Annotated in this window: 14 protein-coding genes; 2 read left to right on the top strand and 12 right to left on the bottom strand. The window is 63.1% G+C overall.

Annotated elements, in window-relative coordinates; genetic code table 11:
- The first annotated feature begins 121 nt into the window (after nucleotides 1-121).
- On the top strand, nucleotides 122-1,045 hold the full coding sequence (locus tag E3T38_RS02420) for an endonuclease domain-containing protein (protein WP_166805389.1): 924 nt from the start codon (nucleotides 122-124) through the stop codon (nucleotides 1,043-1,045).
- Between the two features lie 79 nt (nucleotides 1,046-1,124).
- Here E3T38_RS02420 and E3T38_RS02415 read toward each other — a convergent pair whose 3' ends face one another.
- The 9 genes from E3T38_RS02415 to E3T38_RS02375 all read right to left on the bottom strand — a co-directional run bounded on the left by E3T38_RS02415 (nucleotide 1,125) and on the right by E3T38_RS02375 (nucleotide 10,364).
- Complete coding sequence (locus E3T38_RS02415) at nucleotides 1,125-1,946, bottom strand: HAD family hydrolase (RefSeq protein WP_194088088.1); 822 nt, start codon at nucleotides 1,944-1,946, stop codon at nucleotides 1,125-1,127.
- Complete coding sequence (locus tag E3T38_RS02410; RefSeq protein ID WP_134545912.1) at nucleotides 1,943-2,548, bottom strand: GNAT family N-acetyltransferase; 606 nt, start codon at nucleotides 2,546-2,548, stop codon at nucleotides 1,943-1,945. Before E3T38_RS02410 ends, E3T38_RS02415 begins: the two co-directional genes overlap by 4 nt.
- Nucleotides 2,548-3,552 carry a tryptophan--tRNA ligase gene (gene trpS, locus E3T38_RS02405; RefSeq protein ID WP_134545910.1) on the bottom strand — a complete coding sequence of 335 codons (1,005 nt, stop codon included), beginning with the start codon at nucleotides 3,550-3,552 and terminating at the stop codon, nucleotides 2,548-2,550. Before trpS ends, E3T38_RS02410 begins: the two co-directional genes overlap by 1 nt.
- Nucleotides 3,549-4,406, bottom strand: a complete 858-nt coding sequence (locus E3T38_RS02400) for an exodeoxyribonuclease III (protein WP_134545908.1) — start codon at nucleotides 4,404-4,406, stop codon at nucleotides 3,549-3,551. The genes trpS and E3T38_RS02400 overlap by 4 nt, the downstream gene beginning before the upstream one ends.
- 13 nt (nucleotides 4,407-4,419) lie before the next feature.
- Nucleotides 4,420-5,490 carry a YihY/virulence factor BrkB family protein gene (locus tag E3T38_RS02395; RefSeq protein ID WP_134545906.1) on the bottom strand — a complete coding sequence of 357 codons (1,071 nt, stop codon included), beginning with the start codon at nucleotides 5,488-5,490 and terminating at the stop codon, nucleotides 4,420-4,422.
- Between the two features lie 76 nt (nucleotides 5,491-5,566).
- Nucleotides 5,567-7,234, bottom strand: coding sequence for a glycoside hydrolase family 13 protein (locus E3T38_RS02390; protein ID WP_134545904.1), 1,668 nt, complete (start codon nucleotides 7,232-7,234; stop codon nucleotides 5,567-5,569).
- Nucleotides 7,235-7,267: 33 nt separating this feature from the next.
- A complete protein-coding gene (locus E3T38_RS02385; RefSeq protein ID WP_134545902.1) occupies nucleotides 7,268-8,173 on the bottom strand; it encodes a carbohydrate ABC transporter permease in 906 nt (301 codons plus the stop codon).
- Complete coding sequence (locus tag E3T38_RS02380) at nucleotides 8,173-9,105, bottom strand: carbohydrate ABC transporter permease (RefSeq protein ID WP_134545900.1); 933 nt, start codon at nucleotides 9,103-9,105, stop codon at nucleotides 8,173-8,175. Before E3T38_RS02380 ends, E3T38_RS02385 begins: the two co-directional genes overlap by 1 nt.
- A gap of 20 nt (nucleotides 9,106-9,125) precedes the next feature.
- The gene (locus E3T38_RS02375) at nucleotides 9,126-10,364 is read right to left on the bottom strand and encodes an ABC transporter substrate-binding protein (RefSeq protein ID WP_241984253.1); all 1,239 of its coding nucleotides are present in this window, start codon (nucleotides 10,362-10,364) and stop codon (nucleotides 9,126-9,128) included.
- Between the two features lie 164 nt (nucleotides 10,365-10,528).
- Between E3T38_RS02375 and E3T38_RS02370 the strand changes: the two genes are divergently transcribed.
- Nucleotides 10,529-11,731: an ROK family protein gene (locus E3T38_RS02370; protein WP_134545896.1), complete on the top strand. Its 1,203-nt coding sequence runs from the start codon at nucleotides 10,529-10,531 to the stop codon at nucleotides 11,729-11,731.
- A gap of 77 nt (nucleotides 11,732-11,808) precedes the next feature.
- On the opposite strand, the gene E3T38_RS02365 is transcribed toward E3T38_RS02370, so the two are convergent.
- Genes E3T38_RS02365 through E3T38_RS02355 form a run of 3 tightly spaced genes read right to left on the bottom strand, consistent with a single transcriptional unit; the run spans nucleotide 11,809 to nucleotide 14,866 of the window.
- Nucleotides 11,809-12,570, bottom strand: a complete 762-nt coding sequence (locus E3T38_RS02365) for a succinate dehydrogenase iron-sulfur subunit (protein WP_134545894.1) — start codon at nucleotides 12,568-12,570, stop codon at nucleotides 11,809-11,811.
- Nucleotides 12,570-14,396: a succinate dehydrogenase flavoprotein subunit gene (gene sdhA, locus E3T38_RS02360; protein ID WP_134545892.1), complete on the bottom strand. Its 1,827-nt coding sequence runs from the start codon at nucleotides 14,394-14,396 to the stop codon at nucleotides 12,570-12,572. Before sdhA ends, E3T38_RS02365 begins: the two co-directional genes overlap by 1 nt.
- A gap of 17 nt (nucleotides 14,397-14,413) precedes the next feature.
- Nucleotides 14,414-14,866: a succinate dehydrogenase hydrophobic membrane anchor subunit gene (locus E3T38_RS02355; protein WP_134545890.1), complete on the bottom strand. Its 453-nt coding sequence runs from the start codon at nucleotides 14,864-14,866 to the stop codon at nucleotides 14,414-14,416.
- Nucleotides 14,867-14,873: the final 7 nt, after the last annotated feature.

Below are 14,873 nucleotides of genomic sequence, written 5' to 3'. Positions count from 1 at the left end.
ACACGAAAGAGTAATCACGGAAAAGTAAGCACGGAAGAGTTATGCACAGGCGGCTGGATTGCTGTCCCCAGATTGCATGCGGGGTGGTCTTCGTGAGTGGAAAATGACGACGATCGTCTGCATGAACCCATTTCTGACCTCCTTCGCTGGCCAGTGCCGCATCGTCAGCCGACAAGACCTATTGAACAGCGGCATGCGAGCCAAACACATCACGGCTGCAGTGCGTAGCAATACGCTCATCCGAGTCCGCCGCGATCACTACGCTCTGCCGGGAACCGATCGCCACACCCTTGAGGCGGTTCGCATCGGTGGGCGCGAAGCCTGCGTTTCGGCGGCCCGGGAGATTGGCTTCTTTGCCTTCGACTCGCAATTCACCCACGTGCATATCCGGCGGGAGGGCTCCCGTCTGCGCAGTCCCCAAAGTCGTCACGTTCCGCTGGCGGCCGCCCCGCGGGACGGCGTCGAGCTGCACTGGTGGCCGCTCATCGACAGAACTGATGGCACCGAGTACTGCGTTGGGCCCCGCGACGCCCTCGCCCAGATCATCCAGTGTCAGGAACCTCGCTTCGCTCTCGCGGCGCTCGACACAGCCCTGCACGAGCATAAGATTCGGGAAGCTGATCTCGATGAGATCTTCGCCCATGTCCCCGATAAGCATGGCGGGCTGCGGTCTCGCATCGATGCGCGAGTGGATGCCGGCCAGGAGTCCGTTCTACGCGACCTGTTCCGGTCCGCCGGGTACCGCTGTGACATTCAGGTGCACATCGACCGGGTCGGCCGCGTCGATGTCCTGGTCGAGGGCTGTGTCGTCGTTGAGGCGGACAGCCAGAGTCATCACAAAGCCTGGGAGGAGCACATTCGCGACCGCACCCGAGACCGGTTGCTGGCAACCCTCGGCTATGTGACGCTCCGCGTGCTGTATCAGGACATCATGTTCGATCCGGAGGGCGTGCTTCGGGCAATTCAGAAGCTCGTCGACATTTGCCGGTATGGGAGCTCCCGAGTCTTCACTGCCGCCCAGACAAGCGGCATCCGCGGCGCATAACTCCTGCAAATTTCGAATGACTCAAGCAGAAGGCCCGCAATTTGAGGCCTTATCGAGCGCAGGCTGCAATTTGCAGGAGTTATGCGCCCGGGAGGGCGGCAAATAGGCCCGGCAGGCTGGCGAGAGTGTCGATGCGGAGAACTCCGAGGCGTGCGGCATCGTCTGTGTCGCCAACGCCAACGCCAACGCCATCGGCAACGCCAACGCCAACGCCAACGCCATCGGCAACACTAACGCCATCGGCAACGGCGGCAGCGGATGCGCCGGCGCGGTCCAGCCAGACCCCCGTCAGCCCCGCAGCGGCCGCGCCCAGGGCATCCGTGCGCAGCCGATCTCCCACGTAAACCGCCTCCTCGACGGGCACGCCAAACAGCGCGCAGGCGTGCTCGAAGATGCGCGTGTCGGGCTTGGCAAAGCTGAGCGCGCCCGAGGCGATGACATGCTCGAACCGGTCAGCCAGGCCGACGCGACGAATCTTCTCGCCCTGAAAAACCGGGTCGCCATTCGTGATGAGGCCAAAGCGCACCGCGGGAATCACCTCGGCCAGCGCATCGAAGCAGGGGAGCGCATCGTCGTGCAGCCGCCACCGGGACCGGTAGCTTTCGAAATATTCGTCAAACCATGCATCTGCTTCGGCGTCGGTCAGCACGATGTCGAACGAGGCCGTGAAATCCTGGGCGCGGGCGCGGCGCTGGCCGGCAAAGGTGAGAGCGCCTGCGAGGTAGGAGTGATAGTGCTCCTCCTCGAGCGCACTCCACAGCACCGTCGCTGCTTTCCGGTCGGCGGTCGCGAAGGCACCGCCGACCCGGTCGAGGTGTAGCAGAATACCGGCAGCGACCGCGTCCCGGTGAGCGAACAGGGTGTCGTCGAGGTCGAACAGTACGACGCGCGGCACGGTCATCGGGCGAGGGCCGGTGCTGGCCATCCGGGCTGCCGGCTGCGGTCATCGCCGGCTGCGAGGTGGCCGTGCCAGGAGTCAGGAAAGGTTCCGTCCCGGTAGGCGGTGACGGATGGGCCCGTGCCGGAATATCGAAATCCCGACTTCCATGCCGCTCGGGCCGACGCGACGTTTCCGACCATGCATTCCCAGTGCAGCACGTCGATGATTCCTGCCGCGAACGCCCAATCGGCGACGAGCCGCTGAGCTTCGAGTATGAGGCCGCGGCCCCGGTACGGGGCGCCCAGCCAGAAGCCGATGGAGCCCACCCGGTGAACGGATGCGTCCGCCGCGACGGATTCCCCGCTGAGGCGCAGGCAGATCACGCCTTGCAGTTCTGGCCCGGCCGGGTCCCGCAACGCCCAGGTATATTCGCGATCCGACATCCATCCGGAGGGGACATACTCAACGAGGAATCCTTCAGCGTGCTCCAGATTGTAGGGCCACGGAACGGTCAGGTAGCGTTCGAAGAGCGGGTCCTGGCAGTATTCGAAGACCCGGGCGGTGTCTCCCACGACAGGCGTATCAAGCAGTACCAGCGGGGAGGAGAGCGAGAACGGCTGCATTAGCGAGGGGGGAGAAAGCCGACGCGGTCGTAGACGGTGGCCAGGGTCTCATTGGCAACATCAGAGGCCCGGGTCGCGTTGGACGCGAGAACCCGGTCGAGCTCGGCCGGGTCATCCAGCAGCTCGGTCACGCGCTGGCGGATCGGATCGAAGGTACCCAGAACCACCTCGACGAGCCCCTTTTTCAGGTCGCCGTACCCGCGGCCAGCGTATTCGCTCTCGATCGACTCGATCGATTCGCCGGCGAGCACGGAGTAGATCGTGAGCAGGTTGGCCACACCCGGTTTGTTCTCGCGGTCGAAGACCACACCGCCGTCGGCATCCGTCACGGCCCGCATGATCTTCTTCTTGGTGACCCCTGGCTCATCGAGCAGCCAGATGACCCCGGCGTGCGACTCGGCCGACTTGCTCATCTTCGACGTGGGATTCTGCAGGTCGTAGATCTTCGCGGTCTCCTTCACGATGGCCACTTCGGGAATCGTGAAGGTGTCGCCGAACCGGGAGTTGAAGCGCAGGGCGAGGTCGCGGGTGAGCTCCACGTGCTGGCGCTGGTCTTCCCCGACCGGCACCACCTCGGTTTGGTACAGCAGGATATCCGCCGCCATCAGCGTCGGGTAGGCGAACAGGCCAACCGACGTCGCGTCGGCGCCGTGCCGCACGGACTTGTCCTTGAACTGCGTCATGCGACTCGCCTCACCGAACCCGGTGATGGTGTTGAGCACCCAGGCCAGCTGGGCGTGCGCGGCGACGTGCGACTGCACATACAGTGTTGACGCCGACGGGTCGATACCGGCCGCAATGTACTGGGCCGCTGTGCCACGCGTGTTCTCGCGTAGCTTGGCCGGCTCCTGGGCGACGGTGATGGCATGCAGGTCGACGATGGAGAAGAACGCGTCGTGCGTCTGCTGCAGCGACTTCCAGTTCAAAAGCGCGCCGATGTAGTTGCCGATCTGCAGGGACTCGGCCGAGGGCTGCATACCCGAATACAGGCGGGGTTTGGTCATGAGTGTGCTTCCTTCGCGAGGTCATAGTCGACGACGACGGGGGAGTGGTCGCTCCAGCGCTGGTCGTACGCAGCGGCCCGGTCGACCGCATAATTCAGAACGGATGCCGCCAGCTGCGGGCTGGCGAGCTGGTAGTCGAGGCGCCATCCGGTGTCGGTGTCGAAAGCCTTGCCACGCTGAGACCACCAGGTGTATGGCCCCTCGACCTCTCCGGCCCACCTACGTCCGACGTCGACCCAGCCCAGTCCGGCACCCGCGTTGTAGTGCGGGTCGCCTTCGCTTCCGAGAATACGGTCGAAGTACTCCCGCTCCTCCGGCAGGAAACCCGCGTGCTTCTTGTTGCCGCGCCAGTTCTTGATGTCGAGCGTGCGGTGGCCCACGTTGAGGTCACCCAGCACGAGCGCGAGCGGGCTGTGCTCGGTCAGCTCGGGCAGCCGGGCTAACATGGCGTCGAGAAACTTGTACTTCTCGATCTGCTTCGGGGTGTCGGTCTCGCCGGAGTGCACGTAGGTGCTCACGACGGTGATCATCTGGCCATCGACCTCGTAGTCGGCTTCGAGCCAGCGGCCGGCGCTGTCGAACTCTTCGGCGCCGAGAGCAACCCGGTGAATGGATGCGCCCGCCCGGCTGGCGAGGGCGACACCGGCCCGGCCCTTGGCGGTGGCGGCGTCGTGCAGAATATTCCAGTCCGGCCCGAGCAACCCCTCGAGGTCTTCGGTCGAGGCGCGCACCTCCTGGATGGCCAGAATGTCCACGTCGCGCTGGTTCAGCCAGTCGCCCATTCCCTTGCGGTACGCGGCTCGTACCCCGTTTGTGTTGATGCTGGCAATGCGGAGCGGTTTGGCAGAAGACATGGGTCAAGTCTAGTTAGGGCGCATCTGCCGAATCGGCCAGGGCGTACTCGGCCACCCGCGCTTTTGCCGCCTTCAGCCGACGGCCGGCGGCCCACCGGGCGTACCACGGCGACGCATCGAGGTCGGCCTTGGCTGCCGTGAGCTCGGCCTGCGCGGTCAACCGGAGGGCGTCGTGCATCCGTTTCTCCTGCCGGTCTGCGGCCTCATCGGCACTCAACGTGTGCGGCGGAATGCCCGCGTCGGCCATGCCGACCGCGATCCACGAGGCGGCGATGAGTGTCACGGAACTCACGAGGTTGAACCAGACCAGCAGACCGATGATCACGGCGAAGGTTGCCAGCAGCGGGTTGCGGCTGGCGCCACCGAGGAGCACTCCACCGAGAATTTTCAGGAGTCCGAGGGCGACACCGCCGAGCAGTGCCCCGGCGAACAGTCGTCGCACCGGAATGCGCACCCGCGACAGCACCCGGAACAGGCCGGCGAGGGTGAGCGTGTCGATGACGAGCACGACGGCCAGGCCGATGCCGCGAGCAGATGCCTCGTAGAAGAACGAATCCTGCGCAATCTGAAAGAGGCGAAACAGGGCGCCGAGCAGCGCGGTGCTCGCGAGGGAGACGAGCGCCGACACGACCAGGGCGAGCCCGAAGACCAGCCCCAGGCCGAGCTCGCGCAGTTTGACCCAGATGAAGAATGTGGTTTGTGGGGGCATTCCGAAGACGGTGCGCACCGCCTGTGCGGTGGTCGAGAGCCAGCCGAGGGCGGTGAGGAGCAGTCCCGCCAGGGCGATGGCGCCGGTCCAGGTGAGTACGCCAGCGGTGGCGAGTACCTTTGGATCGATGATGGCGTCGGTGCCGATCAGGCCCGGAACCGACTGGTTGATGATCGCGTACAGGGCGTTCAGCAGGCCCTGATTCGCGGTGAGAAACAGGCCGGCGATGGAGAACCCCACCCAGACTGCCGCGAAGATGGCGAAGATGGCCTGGTACGACATCCCGCCGGCGAGGATGCCGCCACCCACGTCGGTGAAGTGGGTGATCACCCGCACCGGACGCCACGCTTGGATGCGCGCCAGAAACTCTTTCACGAGCTTTAGCTTAACGACGAGGAAGCCTCGTTCACCAGCGAAGAGTGACTGACGCGCCCGGCAGTGCGTGGGTGTCCTACCGGAGAAGCCAAGCGGTCGCTGCGCCGGGAAGTAATCCAGCAGTCAGGGGCGAGCTGGTCAAAAGGACGGTGCCCTCTGGCAGCGCGACCGGTATGACGCCGAAGTTGGTCACGCTGGTCCACCCGTTTGGCCGGCTGAACGCCAAAACCTCGGGCAGCTCGGTGTCGAGCCACTCGAGACACTCGTCCGTCTGGAACTCGCGGCGCAGCTCGAGCGCTCGGCGGTACAGGGCCAGCGTTGAATTCGTGTCGTGTTCCTGTGCCTCCACGGACAGGCCGTGGAACCATGCCGGTTGGGGTAGGTGCGCGGCACCGGTACCGAATCCGAATGAGGGACCCGTCTTCGACCAGGGCAGCGGAACGCGGCATCCGTCGCGTCCGACATCGATACCCTGACTCCGAAAGAACACGGGGTCCTGGCGGTCTTTGGCTGGGATATCGGCGACCTCGGGCAAGCCGAGTTCTTCTCCTTGATACAGGTAGGAAGATCCCGGCAGCGCCAGTTCGAGCAGTGTGGCTGCTCGAGCTCGGCGAAGTCCGAGTTCGGCGTCGAGGGCCGGCGTTGTTCCGCCGCTGAGTAGCCATTCCGTGCCTTGTTTCACGGTACTTCCGGCACGGGGAGGTAGGCCATAACGCGTCGCGTGGCGGACGACGTCGTGATTGGAGAATACCCACGTCGTCGACGAGCCAGACTCTGCAGCCAGCTCGAGGTTGAATGTGATGACATCGCGGAACGCCGTGGCGTCGAAATCAGCTTCGAGGAGGTCGAAGTTGAAGGCCTGCCCGAGACCTTCTGCACTGGCATAGCGGGCGCGGCGGGAAGGGATGACCCACGCCTCCGCGACGGCGGTGCGAGGAGGATCATAGGAGTTGAACACCGTGCGCCACTCGGCATAGATATCGTGCACGTCGTCACGGTCCCACATGGGATGCGACCCAGCTTCGTGCGGGGCGTCGAGGTCGGCCTGTGACGGTAGCGACTGGGGGAGATCTTTCGCGAGACCGTGTGCAACATCGATACGGAAGCCGTCGACACCCCGATCCGACCAAAATCGCAGTGTGTGCACGAAATCTGCTCGCACCTCGCTGTTTTTCCAATTAAGGTCGGGTTGTTCCGGCGCGAAGTAGTGCAGGTACCACTGGCCGTCACCAACTGGTTCCCACGCCGGGCCGCCGAACGTGGACGTCCAATCGGCGGGTGGCTGAGTACCGTTTGTGCCGAGGCCGTCGCGGAAGATGTATCGAGCGCGGGCCGCTGATCCGCGGGGTGACGCCAGCGCCTCGCGGAACCATTCGTGTCGGTTTGACGTGTGGTTGGGCACGATATCGACGATGAGGCGCAACCCGGCGTCATGGAGGGCCGTGACCATGTCGTCGAAATCGGCGAGGGTTCCCAGTTTGGGGTCGACGTCGCGGTAGTCGTCGACGTCGTAGCCGCCGTCGGCGAGGGCGGATGGATAGAACGGACTGAGCCAGACCGCGTCCACGCCAAGGGTCTGAAGATAGGGAACCCGCGTCGTGATGCCGGGCAGATCGCCGATGGCGTCGCCGTTCGAATCCGCGAATGAGCGTGGGTAGATCTGGTAAACGGCCGCCTGTCGCCACCAGGCGGCGGCGCTGTTGGCATCGATCGTGTCGGGTTGGGCATCGAGGACGTTGGTCATGATTTCCTTTGTGAGGGGTGGTTGGTCAGGTCGTTATTTGATGGCACCTTGCGTGACTCCGGACATCACCCAGCGCTGCGTGAAGAGGTAGACGATGATTGCGGGAGCCAGTGCGAGGAGGTATGAGGCGAACGCAACGTTGTAGTTGTTGCTGAACTGCGTCTGGAAGATGCTTTGCAGAACGGGGAGAGTCTGTAGCGACGGATCGGACGTGATGAGCGATGGCATCATGAAGTCGTTCCACGACACGAGGAACGCGAAAATTCCGACGGTAGCGCTCATCGGTGCCAAAAGCGGAAACACGATTCTCCAAAAGACCTGCCCCGTCGTCGCCCCATCGAGCCGCGCGCTTTCTTCGAGCTCCTCGGGGAGTGACCGGAGGAAAGCCGTGAAGAGCAGGATGCTGAACGACAGCTGAAACATGACGTGCAGGATGGCCACGCCGATCGGGTTGTCCAGCCCGACGAGTCCGGTGAGGGTGACCTGGGACAGGGCGAGAACGGGGAAAGGCAGGAACATCGCTGCGAGGAGATAGTAGAACGACCAGCGAAAGAAGCGACGGTGCCAATTGCGCGAGATTGCATAGGAGGCGAGAGCGCTGAGCAGAATCGTGCCGAGCACTGTGATCGCGGTGACGAACACCGAGATGGCGAAGCCACGCGGAAAGTCGGTGAGACTCCAGGCGGCGAGGAATCCATCGACCGAAAATGGTGACGGAAGTGAGAATGCGTTCCCGTTGACGGCTTGTGCCGTCGTTTTGAAAGCCATCGACACGGTCACATAGAGCGGTGCGAGCACCGCGAGGGAACAGAGTACGAGCACGAGTGTGAGCGTGAGCCGCGGACGCTTTTTGCGGTTACGCCGACGCGGCCTGACCTGGTCGGAATCGGTGCTGCGCCAAACGGTCTCGGTGGGAGCAATCAGCAACTGGCTAGTCATCAGAAGGCCGCCTTTCCGCGGGTGAGGCGCACTTGGATGAGGGCAATCACGAGGGCGATCAGAAAGAAGATCGTGGCATTGGCCATCTGATACGCGTAGTCGCCGCTGGTGAATCCGGAAAAGATCACCATCGCGATGCTTCTCGTCGAGGTCCCTGGACCCCCGTTAGTCAGGCCGAAAATGATGTCATAGGCATTCAGAAAGTTCTTGAAGCCGATGACCAGATTAATGAGGACGTAGCCGGAAATGAGCGGAAGGGTGATCAATCGCAGTTGCGCCCACGCCGACGCCCCGTCGAGCGACGCTGCCTCGTGAACATCACCAGGAATCGACAGGACACCAGCGATGTAGATCAGCAGTGCCGACGGTATCGCCTGCCACGCGGTTACGAGCGCGATGGCGATCCACGCCAAGTCCGGGTCAGAGAGCATGCTGCCGACCAGGGGCGCGAATCCGATCGACTCAGCGAAGGCCGGCAGCGAGTTAGAGAACAAGAAATTGAAGACGAATGCAATGATGATGCCTGATACCACCATGGGCAAGACGAACACGGCGCGCAGGGCGACCGTGCCGCGGATGCGAGCGGTGAGGGCAATCGCGAGCAGGAATGCGATGATATTGACGAGTATCACCGTCACTAATGCCAGCCCGATCGTGAAACCGTAGGAGTTGAGTACGGCCGGATCGGAGAACAGGGCGACATAGTTCGTGAAGCCGGTGAAACTCCACTCCCCGAAGCCGATCGAGTCGGTGAAACTGAAGAAAATACCCATGAGTGCTGGCAGGGTGATCGCGAGCGTGAACAGCACCAGGGTCGGAAAAAGGAATAAGTGGAAAGTCGGGTCGACATGGTCGGCACGCGCCGACTTCGAGCCGGTGTGGGGGACCGCAGTGCCGGGGCTCTTCGCCCGGGCATGGAGTGAGATGGCCATGGGATGTCCTTCGTTGTCGGTCAGGAACGGAAGGCGAGTCGCGCCCAGTCGGCGTCGAGGGTGCGCAGCGTTGCGGCAGGATCGTCGCCGAGTACCATTGCCTGCGCATAATTTTGCACGGGGATGCTCTGGGGAACCAGCTGTGAAGCGCCCAGGGAGAACGCGGCGTCGTCATAGAACGGCTGTAAGTCGACCAGAGTGGGATGGGTGACGGGCGGGGCATCCGTTGTGACGCCGAAGGCGTTGTTGACGGCGTTATAGGCGTTGATAATTTCTGGTTGCATCAGGTACGCAAGAAACTCCCGCGCTGCGGCCTTCTTGGTAGATGCCTCCGGAATCCACAGGGCAAGGTCGACGTTAACTCGGATCTTGCGGTCGGCGGCCACTTCTGTCATCGGCAGAGGGAACGCCCCAACGGGCAGATCAGGAGCGGTTTTGGCGATCTCGCTCAGCGCCCAGGGTCCTTGAAAATACATGGCGGCCTCGCCGTTGGCGAAAGCGAGGTTGCCGTCGCCGTAACTGCGGCTGTTGGCATCTGCGTTCGCGTAGGCGGCAAGCTCAACCATGAGCTTCATCGGATGGGCCAGAGCCTTCTCAAACGACACGGATGATGACGGGCCAACGTTGGTCCCCAGCGATTCAAGTTCGTTGAACAACGATGCAACGTCGACGCTTCCGCCCACCGTGTAGTCGAAGAGCCCCTGTGACACGGTCCAAGGGTCCTTGAAGGTGCCGTAGATCGGAGTGATACCCGCTGCGGTGAGTGCGTCGCACACGGCGATGAACTCGCTCCACGTGGTGGGCACAGTGAGACCCTGTTCGGCAAAGATCTGCCGGTTGTAGAGCACACCCGCCGCCATGAAGGAGTAAGGAATAACGCTCGTACGCCCGGGATAGGTCGCGGTCTGTTCGATCAACGGCACAAGGTCGGCGTTGATCCGCTTCGCCTCGGGCAGGTCGGATAGGTCACTCAGCGCACCGTGCTCGACGTAACGCGCGATCTCGAAGTTGTAGTTCAGGCAGCCGAGGTCAGGTGGGTTGCTCCGCACGAAGCCGGCCGAAAGGTTGGACGAGAAATCGTGCACCACGCGAATGCGATTCTGGGCTGCGTGAAAATTCTCGATCACCTCGTCGAAGTAGCCGATGACCTCCGGCTTACTTTGGTGGAACGTTATCTCGGTAACACCGGATCCAAAACGGGCGGGTGTACACGCACTCAGGCCGAGGCTGACAGCTGCAGCGGCAGCACCACCAAGCACGGACCGTCTGCTGAGAGGTCGAGGGTTGAGAATTTGCGAGAACACGTCTTTGTCTCCTAGATGGATCGCAGCGCACCGGCCGATAAACAACCAGTACTAAATCTAGGATATAGATTTAGTTCGAAAAAACCAGTTTCGTTTCCAGGATCGGTAAAGTCACATCAATGGAGCAATCACTTGGCGCGGTGTCGACGCAATTGCTGCGACGTATTAACGCCGGACGAGTCGTGCAGTTTGCCTGGGACACGGGTGCCTTCACCGCGAGCGACGCAATCGTTGCCTCCGGGCTGACCAGGTCAACCGTTTTACGGGTATGTGACGAGCTCATCGTGAAGGGGTGGATTCACGAATTGAGTGACACCCGCGAGGCCGGGGCGTACAGCAAAGGCCGGCCAGCGAGGCGTTACGCTTTCCGCAGCAGCGCTGCCCACGTTGTCGCGGTCGACGCAGGCCAACATCATGTTTCGGCCTGGGTTACCGACCTGCAAGGTAGCGTGCTGGGTTCCTCGCCCGAGCCGATCACCCCTCGATCTGACAGCGCTCTCGAGCGGCGGCGCGCCGTGGAAAGGGCCGTGAATCTGGCCGTCGACGGCGCCGGCGCATCGGAGCGATCCGTGCTCGCCGCAGTCATCGGCGTTCCTGCACCCACGGATGAAAACGGGGTGTCACCGCGGGGAGATGACGGCTTCTGGGCACGGATGAATCCGGGTTTCGCAGAGCTGTTCGGCCAGCGTGGCTGGAGCGTCGTGGTGGAGAACGACGCCAACCTGGCGGCAATTGCAGAGGGCGCGATCGGGGCAGGAGTCGGGGTGTCCTCCTTTGTGAATCTACTCTCCGGAGCCCGGTTCGGTGCGGGGGTCATGGCGAACGGCGCTCTCGTGCGGGGCGCCCGGGGTGGAGTCGGCGAGCTTCACCTGCTCGACCTCGTCGATGGCGTTGGATCGGCCGATGGACTGGGTCGTCTCGCGGTGGCCTGGACTGACGCGGCACGGCTCAAGGGCACAATCCCGATCACGAGTCCGCTCGCCACGGGGCAGGTGGAAGCTTTGGACGTGTTCGCGGCCGCTCGAGCTGGCGATGCGACCGCAGTGGGTATCGTCGACCGGTTAGCAGCGCGTCTCGCCCGGGTGTGCGCGGTGCTTGGTGGCCTGTTGGACACAGAACGCATCATCATCGGCGGGGCCATTGCGCCGGCTGCGGACATACTGATTGAGCGGGCCGAGCCCATTCTGGCGGCGTTCATGCACGGTCAGGTTCCAACGCTCGTAGCTTCTCCGCTGGGCGCTCGCGCCGTCGGGCTGGGCGCAGTCCACCGCGGCCTCGAACTCATTCGCAGCGACCCCTTGCGCTTTTCCCTCAATACGTAGACTGAAAGTGACCGTCGGCCACGGTGTCACGATTGGGGTGAATGAGATCGAGGCCCGCCAGCGGGCCTCGATGACAGTTACGCCTTGCCGCGCATGATGGCCTGCTTGACCTCGGAGATGGCCTGGGTCACCTGGATGCCGCGGGGGCAGGCCTCCGTGCAGTTGAAGGTCGTGCGGCAACGCCACACGCCCTCCTTGTCGTTGAGAATGTCCAGGCGCACGGCCGCATTCTCATCGCGGGAGTCGAAGATGAAGCGGTGCGCATTGACGATCGCGGCCGGGCCGAAGTACTGGCCGTCGGTCCAGAAGACCGGGCAGCTCGACGTGCATGCTGCGCACAGAATGCACTTCGTGGTGTCGTCGAAACGGGCGCGCTGGGCGACCGTCTGGATGCGTTCCTTGCCCTTGACCGGGGTGACGCTGTTCATGAGGAACGGCTGCACCGCCTTGAACGAGTCGAAGAACGGCTCCATGTCGACGATGAGGTCCTTCTCCAACGGCAGGCCTTTGATGGCCTCCACGTAGATGGGCTTTGTGACGTCGAGGTCTTTCATGAGCGTTTTGCAGGCCAGACGGTTGCGGCCGTTGATGCGCATGGCGTCCGAGCCGCAGATGCCGTGTGCGCACGAGCGGCGGAAGGTCAGCGATCCGTCTTGTTCCCACTTGATCTTGTGCAGCGCGTCGAGCACGCGGTCGGTCGGGTACAGCTGCACATCGAAATCCTGCCAGTGCGGCTCGTCGTCGACCTCCGGGTTGAACCGACGAATAATGAGCGTCACCGTGAAGGACTTGATCTCCTCGGGAACGATGGGCTTCTGATCAATCGTGGCGGAACTCACTAGTACTTCCTCTCCATCGGCTGGTAACGGGTGATGACAACCGGTTTCCAGTCGAGTTTGATGTGGTCGGCGGCATCCGCGCTCATGGCGTCACCCTTGAGGTAGGCCATGGTGTGCTTGAGGTAGTTCTCGTCGTCGCGCACGAGGTAATCCTCACGCTGGTGTCCGCCGCGGCTTTCCTTGCGGTTGCGGGCGGAGTAGACGACAACCTCAGCGAGGTCGAGCAAGAAACCCAGTTCGACCGCCTCGAGCAGGTCGGTATTGAACCGTCGGCCTTTGTCTTGCACACCGATGTTCTTGTACCGCTCACGCAGCAGGTGGATGGTCTCGGTGACCTCGGCGAGGGACTCGTCGGTGCGGAACACCTGGGCCTTCTTATCCATCTCCTCCTGCAGAATCTTACGCAGCACGGCAATGCGTTCGGTTCCAGTCGATGAGCGGATGCCTTCCAGCAGTTCGCGCACCTCTTTGGCCGGGTCTTCCGGCAGGGGCGTGAACGAGGCCGTCTTGACGTACTCGACCGCGTTGTTGCCGGCACGCTTTCCGAACACGTTGATGTCCAGCAGCGAGTTGGTGCCGAGGCGGTTGGAGCCGTGCACCGAGACGCAGGCGCATTCGCCGGCGGCGTACAAGCCGGGAACGACCTCTTCGTTGTTGCGCCAGACTTCGGCCTTCACGTTGGTGGGGATTCCGCCCATCGCGTAGTGCGCGGTCGGCATGACCGGCACCGGTTCGGTGACCGGGTCAACGCCGAGGTAGGTGCGGGCGAACTCGGTGATGTCGGGCAGCTTGGTCTCGAGCAGTTCCTTGCCGAGGTGCGTGCAGTCGAGGTACAGGTAGTCCTTCTCCGGCCCGGCGCCGCGACCCTCAGCGACCTCTTTGAGCATGCAGCGCGAGACGATGTCACGCGGGGCGAGGTCCTTGATGGTCGGCGCGTAGCGTTCCATGAAGCGTTCACCGGAGGCGTTCCGCAAAATGGCGCCCTCACCGCGGGCTCCCTCGGTCAAGAGGATGCCCAGCCCGGCCAGGCCGGTCGGGTGGAACTGGAAGAACTCCATGTCCTCGAGCGGAAGGCCCTTGCGCCAGACGATACCGACGCCGTCACCGGTGAGGGTGTGCGCGTTCGAGGTGGTCTTGTAGATCTTGCCGAAACCGCCGGTGGCGAAGATGAACGCCTTGCCCTGGAAGACGTGCAACTCGCCGCTCGACAGGTCGAGGGCGACCACGGCCGATGGCTGGTCGACGCCGTCGACGTTGGTCATGACGAGGTCGAGCACGTAGTACTCGTTGAAGAAGTTGATGCCGCGCTTGACGCAGTTCTGGTAGAGCGTCTGCAGAATCATGTGACCGGTGCGGTCGGCGGCATAGCAGGAGCGGCGAACCGGGCTCTTACCGTGGTCGCGGGTGTGGCCGCCGAAACGACGCTGGTCGATCTTGCCCTCCGGCGTGCGGTTGAACGGCAGGCCCATGTTCTCGAGGTCGATGACCGCGTCGATGGCTTCCTTGGCCAGAATCTCGGCGGCGTCCTGGTCGACCAGGTAGTCACCGCCCTTGATCGTGTCGAAGGTGTGCCATTCCCAGTTGTCTTCCTCGACGTTGGCCAGGGCCGCAGCCATGCCGCCCTGAGCCGCACCGGTGTGCGAACGCGTCGGGTAGAGCTTGGAGATGACCGCTGTGCTGGCGTGGGGGCCGGCTTCGATGGCGGCACGCATACCTGCCCCACCCGCTCCCACAATGACGATGTCGTGCTGGTGGTAGTGCACGCCGTCTACGACGGTGGACTCCGGAGCCGGATTGGGAACGGCGGGTGAAGTGGAAGAAGTCATATGTGTGTGTGCAGCTCCTAGAGGGACTTACAGAACGAGGCGACGAGGTCGGCGGGCGCACCGGCGGGGCAGGGATCGAAGGTGAACACCACGAGGGTGCCGAGCACGATCAGCGAGACAACACTGACCAGAATGGCAACCTTGAGGATGCCGCGGCTGATTCGCGAGGTCGCGTAGTCATTGACCAGGGTGCGCATACCGTTGCCGCCGTGAATCAGGGCGAGCCAGAGCATGATGACGTCCCAGACCATCCAGAACGGGTTGGTCAGCTTGCCGGCCACGAACGCGAAGTTCAGGGCGCTGACGCCCTCACCGATCATGAGGTTGACGAACAGGTGGCCGAAGATGAGCACGACCAGCACGACGCCGGAGACACGCATGTAGATCCAGCCCCACTTTTCCCAGTTGACACCGCTCTTCTTGGTGGAGCGGCTGTATGGGCTGCGGGGAGCTTCGATTGTTGAAGTCATAATGTCG

The sequence above is a fragment of the Cryobacterium sp. Hb1 genome (genome assembly GCF_004403585.1).
In the GTDB taxonomy this organism is placed as follows: Bacteria; Actinomycetota; Actinomycetes; order Actinomycetales; family Microbacteriaceae; genus Cryobacterium; species Cryobacterium lyxosi.
Note: the sequence above shows the minus strand (reverse complement) of the source record. Positions and strands in the feature narration are given on the sequence as shown.

Bases quoted from the DNA above. Each gene is read 5' to 3' on its own strand.
- E3T38_RS02400 (WP_134545908.1), bottom strand. From the start codon at position 4,406: ATGTCTTCTGCCAAACCGCTCCGCATTGCCAGCATCAACACAAACGGG.
- E3T38_RS02410 (WP_134545912.1), bottom strand. From the start codon at position 2,548: ATGCAGCCGTTCTCGCTCTCCTCCCCGCTGGTACTGCTTGATACGCCT.
- E3T38_RS02390 (WP_134545904.1), bottom strand. From the start codon at position 7,234: ATGACCAACGTCCTCGATGCCCAACCCGACACGATCGATGCCAACAGC.
- E3T38_RS02385 (WP_134545902.1), bottom strand. From the start codon at position 8,173: ATGACTAGCCAGTTGCTGATTGCTCCCACCGAGACCGTTTGGCGCAGC.
- E3T38_RS02355 (WP_134545890.1), bottom strand. From the start codon at position 14,866: ATGACTTCAACAATCGAAGCTCCCCGCAGCCCATACAGCCGCTCCACC.
- E3T38_RS02370 (WP_134545896.1), top strand. From the start codon at position 10,529: ATGGAGCAATCACTTGGCGCGGTGTCGACGCAATTGCTGCGACGTATT.
- E3T38_RS02380 (WP_134545900.1), bottom strand. From the start codon at position 9,105: ATGGCCATCTCACTCCATGCCCGGGCGAAGAGCCCCGGCACTGCGGTC.
- trpS (WP_134545910.1), bottom strand. From the start codon at position 3,552: ATGACCAAACCCCGCCTGTATTCGGGTATGCAGCCCTCGGCCGAGTCC.
- sdhA (WP_134545892.1), bottom strand. From the start codon at position 14,396: ATGACTTCTTCCACTTCACCCGCCGTTCCCAATCCGGCTCCGGAGTCC.
- E3T38_RS02415 (WP_194088088.1), bottom strand. From the start codon at position 1,946: ATGACCGTGCCGCGCGTCGTACTGTTCGACCTCGACGACACCCTGTTC.
- E3T38_RS02420 (WP_166805389.1), top strand. From the start codon at position 122: ATGAACCCATTTCTGACCTCCTTCGCTGGCCAGTGCCGCATCGTCAGC.